The sequence below is a fragment of the Pseudomonas sp. WS 5011 genome (assembly GCF_012985775.1).
GTDB classification, from domain to species: domain Bacteria; phylum Pseudomonadota; class Gammaproteobacteria; order Pseudomonadales; family Pseudomonadaceae; genus Aquipseudomonas; species Aquipseudomonas peli.
Genome location: NZ_JAAQXA010000030.1, coordinates 1 through 17,638 on the forward strand (window position 1 = coordinate 1; position 17,638 = coordinate 17,638).

The window sequence follows — 17,638 nt, forward strand, 5'->3', positions numbered from 1 at the left end:
CGTGACCGCCTGTTTCGGAACAGGCTGGAAATCGGTCACGTTGATAGCGAAATGAGCGGTCACGCGTTAGCGAAATGGCCGGTCACGATCTACCGAAACGACCGGTCACGGTGGGCCGAAATACGCACGATGGCTTCGCAACGTTCTATGCGGGCTCCGTCGACGCCCCCTGGATTGCCTATTTTGGTGGTGATTACTCGGTCAACGACAACGTCGGCATCAGCCTCTATACCAGCCGCCTCAAAGATGCTTGGAACCAGTACTACGCTGGTACCACGTTGAGCTATCCGCTCTCCGACGATGTTGCCTTGATCGGTGGACTTAATTACTACAAAGCTGTCGATGAGGGAAAACAACATCTGGGCAGCTTCGATAACAACATCTGGAGCGGTAAGGCTGGAGTGCAATTTGGTGCCCATACCGTCATGGTTGGCATTCAGCGTAATAACGGCGATGACGATTTCGATTACCTGCGTCAATCCGACTCGATCTACCTGGATAACTCTATCCAGTACAGCGACTTCAACTCGCCCAAGGAAAAGTCCTGGCAGGTGCGCTATGACTTGGACATGGAGCCTTTTGGTGTGCCCGGCCTGAGCTTCATGACCCGCTACGCGCAGGGCTGGGATGCGGACTATACCAACGCCAACGAGGTTTACATGCGGCGCGACGATGATGGTAATCCGCTGACCGATCAGAAGCGGTGGGAGCGCGACATCGAAGCCAAGTACGTCGTGCAAGCCGGATCACTGAAAGACATGTCCTTCCGCATTCGCCAGGCTACGACCCGTGCAACCGACTTCGAGTCAGATTTGGATGAGGTTCGTCTCATCGTTGAGTACCCACTCGAAGTGCTTTAAAGCGTCATCGGCAAGTGCCCTGCGGTCCTCGCCTCGCTTCACTGCTGTCCCCTGTATTGCTCCTTTGGTTTGGAGACAGCCTTCGGCACCCTCGGGTGCCTTTTTTCATACGGATCTATGCGGCTAGTTGTGCTGCTAGTCGTAAAGGGCTGTATTGAGGGGAACAGAGGGCGCAGGAGTGAGAAATCGTGATTCCGAGCACTCACCTTTGAATGAAAAGTCTGAGTGCTCGGTTCTAGATGGGAATATTACTGCGCGGGGTAGTCGGCAATAACTTGGTCAGTACCCGCCTTGGTCAACCCGATAACCTGATAGGCATGCTGCGTACCACCAACTTCCATACCAGGTGAGCCTGCCGGCATGCCGGGAACGGCGATACCAGCCAGATCATCACGTTTGGATAGTTCGATGATTTGCGCTGCTGGTACGTGACCCTCGACGAATTTGCCGTCGATCACGGCGGTGTGGCAGGACGCCAGTCGTGGTGCAACACCGAGTCGTTGCTTCACCGAGGTCATATCGCCCTCGACATGGTCGATGACTCTGAAGCCGTTCGCTTCCAAGTGCGAGATCCACTTCTTGCAGCAACCACAATTTGCATCACGGTGCACGTCGATTGTCAGGGCATCAGCTGATTGAACTGCCGAGGTCATAAACAAGGCGGCCAGCATCGCCACCCGTGCTCCTTTACATTTAGCTGTCATGAAGGTGCTCTTTGCCATCGGCATGGGTGTGAGTGTTGGGAGCAGCGGCCGGGGCCTGCTCCTTTTGAGCTGGCTCTGTTTCGTGATGACCAGCAGCCTCTTCCGCCGTTTGGCCATCCGTCGCATGGTGGTCTGCGCCGCTGCCTGATGGCGTCATATCTGCTGTGTGATGATCTGCGCTGCTCGACGAATCACCGTGATGGTCGGCACCTGCGTTCGCCTTTGAACTATCCGAAGCATGATGATCTGTCGCAGCCTCAGGCTCGGCGTGATGATCCGTCTTGGCGCTTCCATGTTGACCTTCGTGGTTATGCATCTGGGTCTCACCGCCGCCATGATCGTGACCGCCGCTCGATGCAACTAGGGCTTGATACTGCCCGGCATCCATTTTCGGCAGTTGATCGAGGAACGCGACCATGCCCCAGATGTACTGATCACCCATGCTCTTGCCCCAGGCCGGCATGCCTGTGGCCTTGATACCGTGCTTGATCACCCAGAATGCAGCGGCTGGATTGCCATCGATGCCAACCTTGGTCAGGTTCGGCGGAGCGGGATACAGGGATTGGCTTAGCTCTGTTTCAGCAACACCCGGTGCCAAATGACAGCCGATGCACATAGAGTTGTAATTGCCAGCTCCGGCTTTTATAAGCGCGTCATCATTGAGGTTGGGTACTTCTATATCCTTGGACCGCACTTCGATAGAGCGGTCTCTGGCCATTGTCAGGAAAGCATGTACTGCCGGGAAGTGAGGGTCATCGGCACCCACGTTGACCAAGCCCAAGTAGGCACCGCCAACTAATGCAGCGCTTCCGACGACACCCGCGGCCACCAAGGTTTTAATTGTTCTTTTCATGTCAGGCTCTCAAAACCACATCCGAATACCGGCAACGAAGCGTGCCTCCTCAACATCCTCACCCTCATCTCGCACCAAGTCGGCCGTGTTGCCGAAGGAGCGACTCCAGGAAACGCCGATGTAGGGTGCGAACTGGCGAATGATCTCGTAACGCAGCCGCAGACCGACCTCGGCATTGGCCAGGCCGGAGCCGATGCCTCGCTCGGGATCGTTCTTGCCGTAGAAATTCACTTCAGCGGTCGGCTGAAGGATCAGGCGATTGGTCAGCAGAATGTCGTACTCGCCCTCTAAGCGCGCAGCCGTCTGGCCGTTCTCGCCGACAAAGGCAGTGGCCTCCGCCTCGAAGGCATACAGCGCCATACCCTGGATGCCGAATGCGGCCCAAGTCTGTGGCGACTCTGGCTTGAAGTCTTGGCGAACACCCGCGACCACATCCCACCAAGGACCAATCGAGCGCCCGTACAAGGCCTGCAATTCAGCATCCTCAGTTACGCCATTGGTGCGCTCACCTTCGGAGCGAAGCCAGAGACGATTGATGTCTCCGCCAATCCAGCCGGACGCATCCCAAGCCAAGGTGCTGCCTTCATCGGCATCTTGGTATTCGAGTTGGTCGAGCAGGAAAAAGCTGTTGATGGCGCTGTCGTGAACCTTGTGGCCTGGCAAAGGCGGGAACGCTGCTTCACGATCCGCATCTGTCAGCACCGGGATAGGCGTGCGACTGGTAGTTCTTGGGGCTTCAGCGGAACCATGGTTCATCTTTGAATGATCCATACCTCCCATCTGCCCCTGCATAGCGCCGTGACCCATCTTGCTGTGGTCCATAGCCGGAGCCTTTTCTTGGCTCCGGCTATGGACCATCTGGCTATGATCCATGCCCTCCATCGGCTCTTTGGCAGAACCGTGGTTCATCTTGCTATGGTCCATCGGCATGGAACCGTGGCCCATTGCCGAATGATCCATTTCTTCCGCAGCGAGGGTGAGCCCGCTGCCAAGCATGCTCAGCGACACTGCCAGTGCTGTTAGGGACGGACGTAAAAACCTAGTGGTCATGGTTCGAACCTGCTTCGGCTTCGGTGCCGCCATGCTTATCCATCATGCTTTCATGGTCCATGCCGCCATGGTTCATGTCCCCATGATCCATCTGCTGACTAGCAGCCTTTTCCTTCGCTTGTGCGGCCTTCTTGTCAGGTACCGATTTGGGAGCCTGTGTCTCAGTAGCATGTTGTTCGTGCTCACTGTGATCTTTACCGGCCAACAACACCGGAGCATGCAGGGCAGCCAAAAGGCTCAACACGGTAGCGCTGCCAACCAGGGCCTTCCGCTTCATAAAAGTGCTCATCAAATATCTCCTTTACTCATCCACACGAACTTCACGGAACATGCCCATTTCCATGTGGAGTAGTAGGTGGCAGTGGTAAGCCCAGCGCCCCAATGCATCGGCAGTTACTCGATAACTGCGTTTGGAACCTGGCGGCATGTCGATGGTGTGTTTACGAACCATGAAGTTGCCGTTCGCATCCTCCAGATCACTCCACATGCCGTGAAGGTGGATGGGGTGAGTCATCATGGTGTCGTTGACCAGCGTGATGCGGACACGCTCGCCGTACTTAAGGCGCAAAGGCTCGGCATCCGAGAACTTGATGCCGTCGAAGGACCAGGAGAACTTCTCCATGTGCCCGGTGAGGTGCAGCTCAATAGTTCGGCTGGGTTCGCGGCCATCTGGGTCGGGGAAGATGCTTTTCAAGTCTGAATAGGTCAGCACGCGACGACCATTGTCGCGTAGGCCGATACCTGGATCGTCCAGCTTGTGGGTCGGAGTCATGGTTTGCATGTCGACCAGCGGGTTATTGGTTTCAGAGGCCGGATGCGATTGCATTGCTGCGCCCATACCCGCCATACCTGAATGGTCCATGCCGGCCATTTTGCTGTGGTCCATACCGGCCATATCACCTTGCATTCCGCCAGCGTCCATCCCGGCCATCTTGCTGTGATCCATGCCGCTCATGCCGCCTTGCATGCTGCTGTGGTCCATGCCCGCCATGCTGCCGTGATCCATACCCATGTCGCCCATGGCGATCAGGGGACGAGGATCGGTTTCGGGTACTGGCGCGCTCAAACCTTCACGTGTAGCCAAAGTGCCGCGGGCATAGCCGGTGCGATCCATGGACTGGGCGAAAATCGTGTAAGCCTCTTGGTCCGCGAGCTCGACAATCACGTCGTAGGTCTCGGCCACGGCGATGCGCAGCTCATCGACGCTGACTGGCTTGACGTGCAGGCCATCGGCCGCAACCACCGTCATCTTCAGGCCTGGAATTCGCACGTCGAAGTAGGTCATGGCCGAGCCGTTAATGAAGCGCAAACGGAGTTTTTCACCCGGTTTGAAGATACCTGTCCAGTTCCCATTAGGTGCCTGGCCATTCATCAGGTAGGTGTAGGTATAGGCACTGACGTCGGCAAGATCGGTGGGGCTCATCTTCATCTCGGCCCACATCTTGCGATCAGCAACTGCTGCCGACCAACCTTGCTCGCTCACGTCATTGATAAAGTCGCCTACGGTGCGCTTGTGCTGGTTGTAGTAGTCCGACTGCTTCTTGAGCTTGGCCAATAACCGGGTTGGGTCTTCATCCGTCCAATCAGTCAGCATCACCACGTAATCACGGTCATAGCTGAACGGCTCAGGCTCTTTGGCATCGATGACCAGGGCACCGTAAACGCCGATTTGCTCCTGCAATCCGGAGTGGCTGTGGTACCAGTAGGTACCATTTTGATTGACCTTGAATTTGTATTCGTACATGCCATCGGGCGCGATGCCGTGGAAGCTCAAGCCAGGCACACCGTCCATGTTCGCGGGCAAAATGATGCCGTGCCAGTGGATCGAGGTGTCTTCGGCTAAACGGTTTTTCACGCGCAGCGTGACGGTATCGCCTTCCCGCCAGCGCAAAATTGGCCCTGGAATGGACCCATTAATAGCCATCGCGGTCCGGGCTGCTCCGGTAATGTTCACTGGCGTTTCACCAATGAATAAGTCGAAGTCGGTGCCAGTCAATACGTTGGGCTGACCTGGGCTGGTCACCGCCCAAACGGGAGTGCGCCACAAGCCAAGGCCTCCGAGAATGCCGGTGGCGGCCAGGCCTTTAACGAAGGTTCGTCTTGAGGTTTTGCAGTGCATACCGTTATGTCCAATCAGTTGGAGGAACCAGGGTAAACAACCGTGAATTCAGGTTGATTGTCAGCTTCATCCTGGGAGGGTTTCCCTATTAGCCTTGCCCACTGCCGTGACTTTTCAAATCGGTTCGACAGCGAGCTTGAGAAATTGCCATATCTCAACCGGCTAAGTGATTACATTTCTGTCAGGTTGGCCGTGTACTAGCAGTCGGCGTGGTCGGCTGTTTGGGTTTTATTACTTGCAACCGGCGACTCTTTTTTCTGTTGCTGGGCCAATTGATAGGCTTCCATCGATACCTTGCTGGCCTGTTCCATGCGAGCAAAAGTACGGTCGGCACCGCCTTCGGCCATCGCCAAAGAAGAAGCGGTAAGCGCGATAACCACGAACAGGGTTTTGATTGATTTCATCTGGAAAGTCCTCGATTTAGTTCAGTTAGCCTAGTGACCCTGAGTGGGTCGCCATCAGGCATTGAGCTTCAGGCTCGAAGTAACCTTAACCAGAGTGCCCTGTCATAAACCTGAGCTGAACATTACAGTTCTGTCAGGTTGCTACTTCTTTCTTGTGGAGACTCTGCAGGGCTCTGTAGTGTCTGTTCATGCCCGCTAATGAAGCCTGTGCGGATTCGTTTTATGGCATGCCTGGCAGCGATGCCTACGCTTCTTCGGGTCAGAGGCACTAAATAGTCCTGACCTCCACATAACGCTCAAGAGAGATTGCCACTATGTCGACCAAAAATACCGTTGCTACCGGTGCTGCATTGGCACTCGTTGCCGCCAGCCTATTTGCCACCCTGCCTGCACAAGCGGCTCAGGATGCAAAAACTGCCGAAGTAAAATGCTTTGGTGTGAATGGCTGCAAAGGTCAAAACGATTGCATGACTGCCAAGAACGCCTGCAAAGGCCAGGGAGAATGTAAAGGTCAGGGCTTCAACTTGATGACCCAAGAAAAATGCGATGAGGCCGGCGGTAAAACCAGCGAGTAAGCCCATCCAAGGGAGTGCAAGTCACTCCCTTGACTCGGAGTCCTAATGAGTAAAAGCAACATGCTGGGCTTTGGCCTGGGCTTGCGTAGCGACTACTACCAGCAGATTCTGGAGCAACGCCCCGCAGTCGACTGGTTCGAGATCATTTCCGAGAACTACATGGTCGGCGGGGGAAAAGCCCTCTACTTCCTCGATGCGATCAAAGAGCAATATCCGCTGGTCATGCACGGGGTTTCCCTGTCGATTGGCGGTCCTCATGAGATCGACGCTGAGTACTTACGCCAATTGAAAAATCTAGCCGACCGAGTTCAGCCCCGCTGGGTAGCTGACCATCTGTGTTGGAGCCGGGGTAGTGCTCACCAGCTGCATGATCTACTTCCAATGCCATTCACCCAGGACAGCCTGCTGCATGTGGCATCAAGGGTTCGGCTGGTTCAGGATGTGTTGCAGCGGCCCTTGGTGCTTGAGAACGTGTCGGCCTACGTGCAGTGGAAAACGTCCTGCATGAGCGAGTCTCAGTTTCTAGCCGAACTGAGCAGCCTGACCGGCTGCGAGCTGCTGCTCGATGTGAACAACGTCTACGTCAGTTCAAAAAACCAAGGGTTCGACCCTTGGCAATTCATCATGGAGTTACCCCGTGAGCGGATTCGCCAGATCCACCTGGCCGGCCATAGCGACTACGGCCACTACCTCATTGATACCCACGATCAGCCGATTGCTGACCCGGTCTGGACCCTGTATGGCAAAGCACTGAGCTACCTAGGTGCTACTGCCACCTTGATTGAGCGAGATGATCATTTCCCGCCCTTTGACGAGCTATTAGCGGAGCTGTCCAAGGCGCGCTCTATCTCCGCCAATGCTCTAAGGGCTGCCGCACCATGCGCCTGAGTGCTCAGCAGGAAGCGCTGGAGCGTTACCTGACCACAGGCGATACCGTTATCCCTCCTGAGCTGTTGGAGCAGATTCAAGGTAGCAATACGCTGCCTGCCGCAGATGGCCTGATGATTTACCAAAACGCTTATCGCGCCAGGCTTCTTTCCGTCATGAGGGAAGACTTCCCAGCGTTGCATCGCTGGATGGGTGATGAGTCATTTGCACAGTTGGCCATGGCTTATATCAGCGCGTGGCCATCGAGACATTTCAGTTTGCGCTGGTTAGGCGAGAAGCTGCCGGAGTTCATCCGCGGCTATATTGCCGAGCCGCAACGTTCCCCGATGATAGAACTCGCCACACTTGAATGGGCCTTTACCCTGGCCTTCGACGCACCTGATACAGAGCCACTGTCGCTGGAAGTGATGAGTCGTTTTTCAGCTGATGACTGGGTCAATCTGCGGGTATACCTCACACCCTCGGTTCGTTGGTTGCAGCTACAGTACAACACCGTGGGCATGTGGGTGGCTGCCAAGGCCGAGGCCGATATTCCTGCTGTCGTTACGTTATCCGCGCCCCTGGATTGCTTGGTTTGGCGACATGAGTTGGTCTGTCAGTACCGTACTCTGGAGCCGGATGAAGCTTCGGCTTTGCGGTTACTTAGCGATGGAGGCTCGTTTGCTTCAATGTGCGAGAACCTCGTGGGTCAACACGGTGAACAGGCACCTCTGCGAGCGGCTACCTGGCTGAAGCAGTGGGTCGGTGAGGGACTGCTTCAGCGTCGATAAATAGTGCCGTGGATGTGCAGGGCGTGGTGCCATTGGCTGAGAGTTGCCTCTTCCGCCAGCTGACGGAAGAGGCAAAAACCTTAAATCACGCGTTTGACGCTCAGGTACTCGCCCTTGGTCTTCAGCGTGATGGTCACGTCGCTGTTGCTGCGGTTGCGCCAGAACCAGCCGTGGGTGCCGTCAAAGATGGCGGTGAACTCGCCTTTATCCCCCTTGATCTGTTTACCCTTGCTGTAGCTGTGGTAGTAGCCCTTTGGGCCGTTGTAGGGCTCGCCGTGGGTGTCGTGGTTGACCGGAATACCATTGGTCGTCCACTCGTAGCTGACAGTGGCCTTGTCCAGCATTTCCAGCTTGATTTCACTGGCTTCGCCCGGCTTCAGCGTGACAGTCACTTCATCCGACTTCAGGGCTGGCTCAGGCTCAGCTACGGGTTCGGCCACAGGTGCTGCTGCAACAGGCTCTTGAACTACCGGCTGAACAGGCGCGGGAGCTTGAGCGACTGGAGCCGCAGCTGGCTGAACCGCTGCATCCGCTACCGCTTCTTCGGCCAGGGTTATCTTCATTTCGCCCATCTGGGTCAGGCCGAGTACGCGACCAACACCCGTCGGGTCGATGGCGTACTCCGAAGGCATCACCACGGTGACCAGTAATGCTGCGGCAACACCCACGGCAATCACAGTGGAGCGCAGCAGTTGGCGGCTGGTCGGCAATTCATTGATGGTCGGAAGCTTGGTATTGAACATGCTGAAAATTCCTTACTGAGAGACGATCAGGCCGGTGAGCTGGTAACCCATCAAGAGGAAACCGGCGCTCATCATGGCGACGTTGGCGGTGTAGGCATGACGCCAGAAGCTGGCGGTGCGTCGCCAGTAGCCCATGACAATCAGGATGGCGCTCAGGGCCAGGAGCTGGCCGATTTCGACGCCGACGTTGAAGGCGATCAGGTTGGTGATCAGGCCGTCTGCCGAGATCTCGTACTCCTGGATCTTGGTCGCCAGACCAAAGCCATGCAGCAGGCCGAAAATCAGCGTGGCCGCTTTGGTGTTCGGCTGGTGGCCGAACCAGCGCTGGAATGCGCCTAGGTTATCCAGCGCCTTGTACACCACCGAGAAACCGATGATGGCGTCGATCACATAGGAGCTGATGTTGATTTCCGCCAGTACGCCCAATAGCAGCGTCACGGTGTGACCCAGGGCGAACAGGGTGACGTAGAGCCCCACGTCCTTCAGGCGGTAGAGAAAGAAGATCACCCCGAAGAGGAACAGCAGGTGGTCGTAGCCGGTGATCATGTGCTTAGCGCCCATGTAGATGAACGGCAGCACCATCACCCCGGAGCTTTCCTGGATAAAGCCCTTGTCGCCCTCGGCAACAGCGTGGGCCAGCGCATCAGGCATGCCGAGAAACAGCAATGCCGTGAACAGCAGCAGCAGTAGTAACGAGCGATTCGGGCGCACGACAGATGCGTCCATTGCGCCCAAAGATAGCGAATGCATGGTTGAGTCCTAAATTAAAGGGGTCTTGGGCCGCACAGCGGCCTGTGTCAGAGCACGAATGTGGCGCGCGGTGGCCGCTCGATCAGAAAGATCGGGCTTGGAGGAATGGAGTAGCGAGGGGCGGGTATCGGCTGCGCACGTTCTGGCAGCGTGCTGATGCTCAGCAGCGCAGTCAGGTGTGGTGTTTCATGCAGATGGTCGGCGGTCAGCGGCGAGTGGCAGTGATCCCCGTACGCAGCACAGGCCAGCGTCTCGTCACCATGCGCATGCGAATGAGCACCGTCATTGCCACTCAAGGAAGGCTGGCTCGATCCCATAAACAGCGCAGAGGTATGTCCAGCCCAAGCCATCAATATGGCGAGAGCAAGGGTAAAAATCACCTTGGTGCTGATGGGATTGCTGAGCATGTTGTGGTTCTTTCGATGCCTAAGCGGGTGGCTTTTCTGGAGGGGTGGTCGGTTTGACCATATCCCCCCCTGGGGGATAGCATGCGAGCGTAATTCATCGACGCACGAGACTCAAGACATGAGCGATCACGAACACGGCCACCAGCACCAAAGTCATGGCGACATCATCAAAAGGTTGAAGCGTGCGGAGGGCCACCTGCGCAGCATCGTCACCATGATCGAAGACAGCCGTGCCTGCGTAGACATCGCCCAGCAGCTGCATGCCGTGGAAAAAGCCGTCTGCCAGGCCAAGCGTGTGCTTATCCAAGACCATATCGACCACTGCCTGGAACATACGGTCGAAGCGCTTGCGATAGGCGAGCGCGCATCACTCGAAGACTTCAAGCAAATCACCAAGTACCTCTAGGCCCCTCCCATGTCGAGTTTCGCCGAACTGCTGCAACAGGGGGCCTCGCAGGCCTGGCTGTACTTCCCCAGCGCCATCCTGCTGGGTGCCTTGCACGGCCTGGAGCCTGGGCATTCGAAGACCATGATGGCGGCGTTTATCGTGGCCATTCGTGGCACGGTGAAGCAGGCCATTCTGCTGGGACTGGCCGCAACGCTTTCGCACACCGCCGTAGTCTGGCTGGTGGCCATGGGCGGCATGTACCTAGGGCAGAATTTAGATGCCGAAACTACCGAGCCTTATTTCCAGCTCGCGTCCGCCGCCATCATTATCACCATCGCCCTGTGGATGCTCTGGCGCACCTGGCGTGGCGAGCAGATGTGGCGCTTCGAGGAAGGTGATGAGCATCAACACGAGCACCACCACGATGAAACGCAGCGCATCGATACCGGGCACGGGCGTATCGAGCTGTCGATCTTCGAAGAAGGCATCCCTCCGCACTGGCGTCTGAAGGCCTTGAGTGGCCATGTCTGGCCGGCTGCCGAAGTGAGCCTGCTGACGACTCGCCACGATGGGTTGGCCCAGCAGTTTCGCTTCGTCGACCGGGGTGACTACCTGGAGTCACTGGACGAGGTTCCCGAGCCCCATGAGTTCACTGCGCGCCTGAGCCTCGGCCATGCTGATCACTCCCACGACTATGACCTGGAGTTCCGCGAGCACAGCCACGGTCATGAGCATGATCATTCCGAGTTGGAGGGACTGGAACTGTCGCTGGAGGGCTACCAGGATGCCCATGAACGGGCGCATGCCAACGACATCCGCAAGCGCTTCAGCAACCGCAATGTCACCACCGGCCAGATCATCCTGTTCGGTTTGACGGGCGGACTGATTCCCTGCCCGGCAGCGATCACCGTGCTGCTGCTCTGCCTGCAAGTGAAAGAAGTCGCCCTGGGTGCCGTCCTGGTGCTGTGTTTCAGCATCGGCCTGGCCATAACTCTGGTTGCCGTTGGTGCTGCCGCTGCTATCGGCGCACGCCAGGCATCCAATCGTTGGCCCTGGCTGGGTGCTGTGGCGCGTCGCGCCCCTTACCTATCCAGCGTACTGATCATTGGTGTGGGGATTTACGTCGGCTTCCACGGCTGGGTCGGCCTGAACGCCTAGCCGATGTGGGCGTTATCCGGTTATTTCGGCCTGTTCCTCGCCGCCTTCGTTACTGGCATAGGACTGCTGGTACTTGGTTTTACTGGTAGTGCCCGCCTCGCTGGAGAACTTTGATTTTGTAGCCGTCGGGGTCCTGAATAAAAAAGGAGCGGGCCAGCAGCTCGTCTCCTCTTTTAAACTCCTTGATGGGTGCAGGCTTTAAACCGAGGTTGCAAAGCTGTTTGAAATGCAGGCCCAGATCGTCGACGACGAACGCGACCTGACCGTAACAACTGCCGTGGCTGTATTCGGCCTGTCCGCTGCTCCAAGTGAGTTCGATTTCAGCCTCGCTCTCGAAATTGCGCAGATAGACGAGGGAGAAATCGTCAAACTCAATGCGATGGGTTTCCTTGAGTCCAAAGGCTTGCTGGTAGAACCGCAGTGAAATATTGATATCCGTCACCCGGATCTCCGTGTGAATAAGTTTCGGCATGCAGTTCCTTCCTTAACCTGTATTGGTGTTCAGTGCAGAGGTGCTTCGGGCCAAGATCAGTGCTCGGACACCCGGCGTGACTTGGTCGATACCGCCAGGTTTACTGAGTTCGCGGTGCTGGTTTCGACCGTCATAGGTGCCCGGAAACGTTTGAGTCGGAGCGCGTTGCCGAGCACGAAGACACTGGAGAAGGCCATCGCGGCAGCAGCGAAGATCGGCGAAAGCAGCGTGCCGTTCACCGGGTAGAGCGCGCCCGCCGCGACCGGAATCAGCACGGCGTTGTAGGCGAAGGCCCAGAACAGGTTCTGCTTGATGTTGCGGATCGTTGCCTGGCTGATCGCGATGGCGTTCGGCACGCCACGCAGGTCGCCCGACATCAGTACTACGTCAGCTGCCTCGATCGCCACATCGGTTCCCGTTCCGATGGCCAGCCCAACGTCCGCTTCTGCGAGTGCCGGCGCGTCGTTGATACCGTCACCCACGAAGGCGACTCGCGCGCCATTGATCCGGAGCTTCTTCAGTGCTGCGACCTTGCCGTCGGGCAAGACCTCGGCAGCGACTTCATCGATGCCGAGCTGCTTGGCGATCGCCGCGGCTGTAGCTGTGTTGTCACCGGTGATCATCGCGACTTTGAGGCCGAGCGCGTGCAGCGCCTTAATCGCCGCGGGCGTCGTTTCCTTGATCGGATCGGCGACCGCGATAACCGCCGCCAAGCGGCCGTCGATCGCGGCATAGAGCGGACTCTTGCCTTGCTCGCCAAGACGCCGGGCGGTTGGCAGGAAACTCGACACATCAAGGCCGAGCTGCGTCATGAACCGGTCCGCGCCGACAGCTACTGTCCGACCGGCGACCTTTGCCGACACGCCGAAGCCTGGTGTCGCGTCGAAGCTCTCGATGGGTGCGAGCGTGAAATCCGCCTGCTTTGCGGCTGCGACGATCGCTTCGGCGATTGGATGCTCGGAGCGGGTCTCGACCGCCGCAACGAGAGCCAGCACTTCGTTGTATTCGAAACCCTCGGCGGGAACGAGGTCGGTGAGCTCGGGGCGTCCTTTAGTCAGTGTGCCGGTCTTATCGAGAGCGATCACGCTCACATCGCGCAGCGCCTGCAAGGCTTCGCCCTTGCGGAAGAGAATGCCGAATTCGGCCGCGCGGCCAGTACCGACCATGATCGAGGTCGGCGTGGCCAGCCCCATGGCGCAAGGACAGGCGATGATGAGAACCGCGACCGCATTCACGAGCGCGAAGGTCAGCGCCGGGTCCGGACCGAAGATCAGCCAGATCAGGAAAGTCAGCGCGGCCGCCGCCATCACGGCCGGGACGAACCACATGGTCACCTTGTCGACCAGCGCCTGTATCGGCAGCTTGGAACCCTGCGCTTCTTCGACGAGGCGGATGATCTGCGCGAGCATCGTGTTCGCGCCGACCTTGGTTACGCGGAAACTGAAAGCGCCCGTCTTGTTGATCGTGCCGCCGACGACCTCTGCCCCCGCTCCCTTCGACACGGGCACCGGCTCGCCGGTGATCATGCTCTCGTCAACATAAGAGGTGCCCTCGACGACCTCGCCGTCGACTGGAATCTTCTCGCCCGGACGAACGAGCACGACGTCACCTGTCGCCACTTGATCGAGCGCTATTTCGATCGTCTCGCCGTTGCGCTCGACGCGCGCGGTCTTGGCCTGAAGTCCGATTAGCCGCTTGATCGCCTGCGACGTTCGCCCCTTGGCGCGCGCCTCCAGCGTTCGTCCGAGCAGGATCAAGGTCACGATGACCACGGCAGCTTCGAAATAGACGTTGGCGGTACCTTGCGGGAGTACTTTGGGGATAAAGGTCGCGACCACCGAATAGCCGTAAGCAGCCGCAGTGCCGAGCGAGACCAGCGAGTTCATGTCGGGTGCAATGCGCAGCAACGCCGGTACGCCCTTGCGGAAGAAGCGCAGGCCTGGACCGAACAGGACCAGGGTGGCAAGAGCGAACTGGATATACCAGCTCGCCTGCTGACCCAGGACCCCCATCACCCAATGGTGCAGGGCGGGAATGAGGTGAGAGCCCATCTCAAGGATGAAGACTGGCAGGGTGAGGATGGATGCAACAAGCAGATCGCGCCGCAGCGCCCGAGCCTCACTCTCGCGACGCTCGGCGTCCTGATCGCCCGCAGTCGGCGTTTCGGCGGACAAGCGTCGGGACTTGTAACCCGCCTGTTCGACCGCTGCTTCAAGGTCGGCCGTGGAGGCGACACCGGCAAGGTGGCGCACCCGCGCGCGCTCTGTCGCCAGGTTGACAGTGGCCTCAAGCACGCCAGGGACTTTTGCGAGCGCCTTCTCAACCCGGCCCACACATGATGCGCAGGTCATGTCCTCGATCGCGAGCTCGGTGGTCTCTTCGCGAACGGTGTAGCCGGCGCTCTCGATGGCGTGTACAGCCGCCTGCGGGTCGGCCAACCCCGTGAAAGTGATGTCGGCGCGCTCGGTGGCCAGATTGACCGAGGCCATCTGCACGCCGGTGACCTCTTTCAGCGCGCGTTCGACGCGGCCGACACACGAAGCACACGTCATGCCTTCGACGGGCAGGCTCAGGCGAGTGACTGAGGACATGGATGGATTGACGTCTTGTTGGGCAACGGAAGCCATTGAAATATCCCTTGAATGTTTCTGTTGAAGAGAAGTTTCAAGCTTCCCTGTGTGGGAAGGTCAAGGCCTGTGGGCGATTTATTTCACGACGCTCCAGTTCGAACTGCCGCCGGCACTGTCGCAACCCGTATCAGCCTCTGGGCTGAGCCCGCACGCTAAGAACTTTTGGGTGACAGCTGCTCGCGCCTGTTCCACATGCGCGAGCAGCTGTGCCGCTTTAGCCGTCGCACCGTTGTGACGTTCAGCGCGGCCTGGAACACCAGTAGCTCAATGAGAAAGAGCCGGTTAGCCCAACCCTGGGGATAGAAGATGAACGGCTGTTGCTCAAATGTCAGAAATATAATTAAATATCTGACATTGATATGAGCCGAGCTTTCATATGCGATCGATCCCGCAAGCGATCTTGGAGCGCAACCAATCCCTAAGCGAGGGTGGAGTTCTTGCGCCCAAGGAATTTCTTCACCTTGGTAGTCGTGCGGCGGTTGATCAGGCGTTTTGTCGCTTGGCTAAAGCCGGGCAACTGATGCGAATAGCGCGCGGTATTTACGTTGCGCCGGTGCGTGAAAAAGACCAGGCCAGAGCCCCGTCGGCAGAGTCATTGGTGAAATCAATCGCCGCTCAGGGCAAGCAGTGCATCTCGCTCGATGGCGCACAGGCCGCGAAATCAATGGGGTTGACGCGAGTTGCTTCGAGTAAAGAGGTGTACCTCACCACAGGACGCAGTAAGCGGTTGGTAGTCGGCTCACGGACAATTTACTTCCAGCACGCACCCTACTGGCTGTTCTCCTTGGGGGCGACGCCAGCTGGGGATGCGCTCAGGGCGATGGCCTGGGTGGGTGAAGATCAGGCTGAAAATTCGGCCCAGAAACTTCGGCGGCACTTAGCGAAGGTGGAGTGGGAAAGCCTAGGTTCGGTCCGTGCGAGCCTTCCCAGCTGGATGGCCACCGCCCTTGGCAGGGCCGCGGTGTTAAATGAATTGCGTTGAACTCAGGCCAGACACTGATTGCTTGTGTGAATAAAAGTTGACGTATTCAAGGTCAGAAGCGGGTCTTAACGATTAAACTAACCCCTACGGGAAGGTAGAAACCATGGCTAGCGGCGAACAACTGAAAGCGCTTCTGCGCTCGCATATCAAGGGAGATGACACGCATTTCCTTGCCGTTGCTATGCAGATGGCGGCCCATGAGGCTAAGCAGGGTCACGGGAAGCTTGCAGAGGATTTGCGGGCCATAATTGATTCGGCCAAGAAAAATCGTCTGCCTTCCGGGCAGCCGGTGCCCATCGGCCAGCCTCGCGGCGAGCTGAGTAACCTACTGTCAGTAGCTCTTCCAAAGACCCGCTTCTCGGAAATGATTCTGGACGAGGCCACTCATGCCCGTCTTGGAAGAATCATCAATGAGCAGCGCAACTTCGAGAAGATTCGTGCACACGGCCTCTCCCCTCGCCGCAAGCTGCTTTTGGTTGGGCCACCTGGTACCGGCAAGACCATGACCGCCTCGGCGCTTGCCGGCGAGCTCGGTATTCCGCTGTACATCGTCCGCCTTGATAGCCTCATCACCAAGTACATGGGTGAAACCGCAGCCAAGCTGCGTCAGATTTTTGATGCCATTCGCGATACTCGCGGCATTTATTTCTTCGACGAGTTCGATGCCATCGGTTCCCAGCGTGGTCTTGCCAACGACGTGGGCGAAATCCGTCGCGTCCTGAACAGCTTTCTGCAGATGATCGAGCAGGACCAATCCAACAGCCTGATCATCGCTGCCACCAATCACCCTGAAATTCTTGACTACGCCTTGTTCCGACGCTTCGATGATGTTATCGAATACGGACTGCCCAATCAGGAACAGACCAAGGCTGTGCTCAAGAATCGACTAGCGAACTTTTCCAAGTCGATTCGCAGCTGGGACAAACTCTGCAAGGTCGCAGAGGGGCTCAGCCATGCAGAACTTGCGAGGGCGGCAGACGACGCGATCAAGGACACGATCATTCATGACCGTACCGAGATGGCGGTCAAGGACGTGGAAAGGCACCTTGAAGAACGGAAGACTTTCCACGGGAGACGGCACTCCTAACGTAGTTGAGCATTTAGATGACGGAATCGATCAACGGACAACGGCCTCACTTTCATCTCCAGGGACAGGGACTACCCGAACGGTTCCGATCCACAGCATCAGCAACACGAGACCCTCGCTACCCCACGCCAAATCGAGGGGCTCATGGCGGAAAGCTACTCGCTCAACTCCAACATGTAAGCGGTCAGATGGCCTCTGCAGTTCAGCTGCAGCGCGAAGCATCTGAAAGGCAAATGCGACAAGGAGACAGGCCCGAAGGTGGGTACGGCCTGCAAATCGAATTTCGGAGTGAGCCGGGTTACGCGCTTGCATTCGAAGGCCTTGCCCGAGGCGCTCAGCGCATTGAGCTCATGAACCTGCGTCATGACCCCGCCACGAATACTGACTTCGCCACGGTATTCGTTCCAGATGGTCAGCTCAAAGCCTTTGAGAACCTCGTCAGGCAATACCTGGAGGTGGAGACCTCCAAGGGGAGTCCGCGCAACGCTCCGCTCCTGAATCCAATCCAAGAAATCCGAGTCGCAGCTTTCAACGCCCTGTGGACTGATGATCCCGCAGTGTTGCCGCCAGATGAAAACGAAACCATTTGGTGGGAATTCTGGTTGCCTATCAGGGAAGGCCGTGAAGCAGTGCTGAACCGCTTTAAGTCGGTTGCCGAAGCATGTGGCTTTCCCGCCGCGTCAGGATAGTTGTCGTGTGAGTTGATTCGATGAGTCTTGGTCGGTGGGCGGAAGTGAGAGCCGTGTGGCGCGTTATTCGATAGAGCATCGGGAGTGGGTGGTGCGGCAGATGATGCCG

Annotated in this window: 19 protein-coding genes and 1 pseudogene; 9 read left to right on the forward strand and 11 right to left on the reverse strand. The window is 57.5% G+C overall.

The window, feature by feature from the left end; translation table 11 throughout:
- Positions 1-128: 128 nt before the first annotated feature.
- A pseudogene (locus HBN63_RS20080) lies at positions 129-860 on the forward strand (OprD family outer membrane porin); the annotation flags it as partial.
- Positions 861-1,108: 248 nt separating this feature from the next.
- Here the strand turns inward: HBN63_RS20080 and HBN63_RS20085 are convergent.
- The 6 genes from HBN63_RS20085 to HBN63_RS20110 form a co-directional block, all read right to left on the reverse strand.
- Positions 1,109-1,564 (reverse strand): DUF411 domain-containing protein, encoded by a 456-nt coding sequence (locus HBN63_RS20085; protein ID WP_090250710.1) that lies wholly within the window; start codon positions 1,562-1,564, stop codon positions 1,109-1,111.
- Positions 1,554-2,417, reverse strand: a complete 864-nt coding sequence (locus HBN63_RS20090; RefSeq protein WP_170050638.1) for a cytochrome c — start codon at positions 2,415-2,417, stop codon at positions 1,554-1,556. Before HBN63_RS20090 ends, HBN63_RS20085 begins: the two co-directional genes overlap by 11 nt.
- A 9-nt stretch (positions 2,418-2,426) precedes the next feature.
- Positions 2,427-3,467 (reverse strand): copper resistance protein B, encoded by a 1,041-nt coding sequence (locus HBN63_RS20095; RefSeq protein ID WP_170050639.1) that lies wholly within the window; start codon positions 3,465-3,467, stop codon positions 2,427-2,429.
- Entirely contained in the window at positions 3,457-3,756 is a 300-nt protein-coding gene (locus HBN63_RS20100; RefSeq protein ID WP_170050640.1) for a hypothetical protein, read from the reverse strand. Before HBN63_RS20100 ends, HBN63_RS20095 begins: the two co-directional genes overlap by 11 nt.
- A gap of 12 nt (positions 3,757-3,768) precedes the next feature.
- The gene (locus tag HBN63_RS20105) at positions 3,769-5,586 is read right to left on the reverse strand and encodes a copper resistance system multicopper oxidase (RefSeq protein WP_170050641.1); all 1,818 of its coding nucleotides are present in this window, start codon (positions 5,584-5,586) and stop codon (positions 3,769-3,771) included.
- A gap of 197 nt (positions 5,587-5,783) precedes the next feature.
- The gene (locus HBN63_RS20110) at positions 5,784-5,990 is read right to left on the reverse strand and encodes a co-regulatory protein PtrA N-terminal domain-containing protein (protein WP_170050642.1); all 207 of its coding nucleotides are present in this window, start codon (positions 5,988-5,990) and stop codon (positions 5,784-5,786) included.
- 314 nt (positions 5,991-6,304) lie between these two features.
- Between HBN63_RS20110 and HBN63_RS20115 the strand changes: the two genes are divergently transcribed.
- From HBN63_RS20115 to HBN63_RS20125, 3 genes are read left to right on the forward strand one after another with little or no spacing between them, the layout of a single operon-like run.
- Positions 6,305-6,565: a hypothetical protein gene (locus tag HBN63_RS20115; protein ID WP_090503982.1), complete on the forward strand. Its 261-nt coding sequence runs from the start codon at positions 6,305-6,307 to the stop codon at positions 6,563-6,565.
- Between the two features lie 45 nt (positions 6,566-6,610).
- Complete coding sequence (locus HBN63_RS20120; protein ID WP_170050643.1) at positions 6,611-7,453, forward strand: DUF692 domain-containing protein; 843 nt, start codon at positions 6,611-6,613, stop codon at positions 7,451-7,453.
- Positions 7,444-8,223, forward strand: a complete 780-nt coding sequence (locus HBN63_RS20125; RefSeq protein ID WP_170050644.1) for a DNA-binding domain-containing protein — start codon at positions 7,444-7,446, stop codon at positions 8,221-8,223. Before HBN63_RS20120 ends, HBN63_RS20125 begins: the two co-directional genes overlap by 10 nt.
- Positions 8,224-8,303: 80 nt before the next feature.
- On the opposite strand, the gene HBN63_RS20130 is transcribed toward HBN63_RS20125, so the two are convergent.
- The 3 genes from HBN63_RS20130 to HBN63_RS20140 are packed head-to-tail and all read right to left on the reverse strand — an operon-like array spanning position 8,304 to position 10,123.
- Positions 8,304-8,966 carry a transmembrane anchor protein gene (locus HBN63_RS20130; protein ID WP_170050645.1) on the reverse strand — a complete coding sequence of 221 codons (663 nt, stop codon included), beginning with the start codon at positions 8,964-8,966 and terminating at the stop codon, positions 8,304-8,306.
- Positions 8,967-8,978: 12 nt separating this feature from the next.
- Positions 8,979-9,716: a HupE/UreJ family protein gene (locus tag HBN63_RS20135; protein ID WP_170050646.1), complete on the reverse strand. Its 738-nt coding sequence runs from the start codon at positions 9,714-9,716 to the stop codon at positions 8,979-8,981.
- A 47-nt stretch (positions 9,717-9,763) separates the two neighbouring features.
- Positions 9,764-10,123: a hypothetical protein gene (locus HBN63_RS20140; RefSeq protein ID WP_170050647.1), complete on the reverse strand. Its 360-nt coding sequence runs from the start codon at positions 10,121-10,123 to the stop codon at positions 9,764-9,766.
- Positions 10,124-10,241: 118 nt separating this feature from the next.
- On the opposite strand from HBN63_RS20140, the gene mreA reads away from it, so the two are divergent.
- The gene (gene mreA / locus HBN63_RS20145) at positions 10,242-10,529 is read left to right on the forward strand and encodes a metal-sensing transcriptional repressor MreA (RefSeq protein ID WP_045733414.1); all 288 of its coding nucleotides are present in this window, start codon (positions 10,242-10,244) and stop codon (positions 10,527-10,529) included.
- A gap of 9 nt (positions 10,530-10,538) precedes the next feature.
- On the forward strand, positions 10,539-11,669 hold the full coding sequence (locus HBN63_RS20150) for a nickel/cobalt efflux transporter (protein ID WP_170050648.1): 1,131 nt from the start codon (positions 10,539-10,541) through the stop codon (positions 11,667-11,669).
- 79 nt (positions 11,670-11,748) lie between these two features.
- On the opposite strand, the gene HBN63_RS20155 is transcribed toward HBN63_RS20150, so the two are convergent.
- Together HBN63_RS20155 and HBN63_RS20160 are read right to left on the reverse strand one after the other, a co-directional pair.
- Positions 11,749-12,141, reverse strand: coding sequence for a VOC family protein (locus HBN63_RS20155; protein ID WP_170050649.1), 393 nt, complete (start codon positions 12,139-12,141; stop codon positions 11,749-11,751).
- Positions 12,142-12,197: 56 nt separating this feature from the next.
- Entirely contained in the window at positions 12,198-14,768 is a 2,571-nt protein-coding gene (locus HBN63_RS20160; protein ID WP_170050650.1) for a heavy metal translocating P-type ATPase, read from the reverse strand.
- 379 nt (positions 14,769-15,147) lie between these two features.
- On the opposite strand from HBN63_RS20160, the gene HBN63_RS20165 reads away from it, so the two are divergent.
- The 3 genes from HBN63_RS20165 (at position 15,148) to HBN63_RS20175 (ending at position 17,529) form a co-directional block, all read left to right on the forward strand.
- Positions 15,148-15,753: a DUF6088 family protein gene (locus tag HBN63_RS20165; RefSeq protein ID WP_170050651.1), complete on the forward strand. Its 606-nt coding sequence runs from the start codon at positions 15,148-15,150 to the stop codon at positions 15,751-15,753.
- A 103-nt stretch (positions 15,754-15,856) separates the two neighbouring features.
- Positions 15,857-16,840 (forward strand): AAA family ATPase, encoded by a 984-nt coding sequence (locus tag HBN63_RS20170; RefSeq protein ID WP_170050652.1) that lies wholly within the window; start codon positions 15,857-15,859, stop codon positions 16,838-16,840.
- 350 nt (positions 16,841-17,190) lie between these two features.
- Entirely contained in the window at positions 17,191-17,529 is a 339-nt protein-coding gene (locus tag HBN63_RS20175) for a hypothetical protein (protein WP_262499065.1), read from the forward strand.
- Positions 17,530-17,638: the final 109 nt, after the last annotated feature.

Bases quoted from the DNA above. Each gene is read 5' to 3' on its own strand.
- mreA (WP_045733414.1), top strand. From the start codon at position 10,242: ATGAGCGATCACGAACACGGCCACCAGCACCAAAGTCATGGCGACATC.
- HBN63_RS20110 (WP_170050642.1), bottom strand. From the start codon at position 5,990: ATGAAATCAATCAAAACCCTGTTCGTGGTTATCGCGCTTACCGCTTCT.
- HBN63_RS20135 (WP_170050646.1), bottom strand. From the start codon at position 9,716: ATGCATTCGCTATCTTTGGGCGCAATGGACGCATCTGTCGTGCGCCCG.
- HBN63_RS20115 (WP_090503982.1), top strand. From the start codon at position 6,305: ATGTCGACCAAAAATACCGTTGCTACCGGTGCTGCATTGGCACTCGTT.
- HBN63_RS20140 (WP_170050647.1), bottom strand. From the start codon at position 10,123: ATGCTCAGCAATCCCATCAGCACCAAGGTGATTTTTACCCTTGCTCTC.
- HBN63_RS20105 (WP_170050641.1), bottom strand. From the start codon at position 5,586: ATGCACTGCAAAACCTCAAGACGAACCTTCGTTAAAGGCCTGGCCGCC.
- HBN63_RS20120 (WP_170050643.1), top strand. From the start codon at position 6,611: ATGAGTAAAAGCAACATGCTGGGCTTTGGCCTGGGCTTGCGTAGCGAC.
- HBN63_RS20160 (WP_170050650.1), bottom strand. From the start codon at position 14,768: ATGGCTTCCGTTGCCCAACAAGACGTCAATCCATCCATGTCCTCAGTC.
- HBN63_RS20095 (WP_170050639.1), bottom strand. From the start codon at position 3,467: ATGACCACTAGGTTTTTACGTCCGTCCCTAACAGCACTGGCAGTGTCG.
- HBN63_RS20090 (WP_170050638.1), bottom strand. From the start codon at position 2,417: ATGAAAAGAACAATTAAAACCTTGGTGGCCGCGGGTGTCGTCGGAAGC.
- HBN63_RS20170 (WP_170050652.1), top strand. From the start codon at position 15,857: ATGGCTAGCGGCGAACAACTGAAAGCGCTTCTGCGCTCGCATATCAAG.
- HBN63_RS20130 (WP_170050645.1), bottom strand. From the start codon at position 8,966: ATGTTCAATACCAAGCTTCCGACCATCAATGAATTGCCGACCAGCCGC.
- HBN63_RS20155 (WP_170050649.1), bottom strand. From the start codon at position 12,141: ATGCCGAAACTTATTCACACGGAGATCCGGGTGACGGATATCAATATT.
- HBN63_RS20165 (WP_170050651.1), top strand. From the start codon at position 15,148: ATGCGATCGATCCCGCAAGCGATCTTGGAGCGCAACCAATCCCTAAGC.
- HBN63_RS20085 (WP_090250710.1), bottom strand. From the start codon at position 1,564: ATGACAGCTAAATGTAAAGGAGCACGGGTGGCGATGCTGGCCGCCTTG.
- HBN63_RS20100 (WP_170050640.1), bottom strand. From the start codon at position 3,756: ATGAGCACTTTTATGAAGCGGAAGGCCCTGGTTGGCAGCGCTACCGTG.
- HBN63_RS20150 (WP_170050648.1), top strand. From the start codon at position 10,539: ATGTCGAGTTTCGCCGAACTGCTGCAACAGGGGGCCTCGCAGGCCTGG.
- HBN63_RS20175 (WP_262499065.1), top strand. From the start codon at position 17,191: ATGAACCTGCGTCATGACCCCGCCACGAATACTGACTTCGCCACGGTA.
- HBN63_RS20125 (WP_170050644.1), top strand. From the start codon at position 7,444: ATGCGCCTGAGTGCTCAGCAGGAAGCGCTGGAGCGTTACCTGACCACA.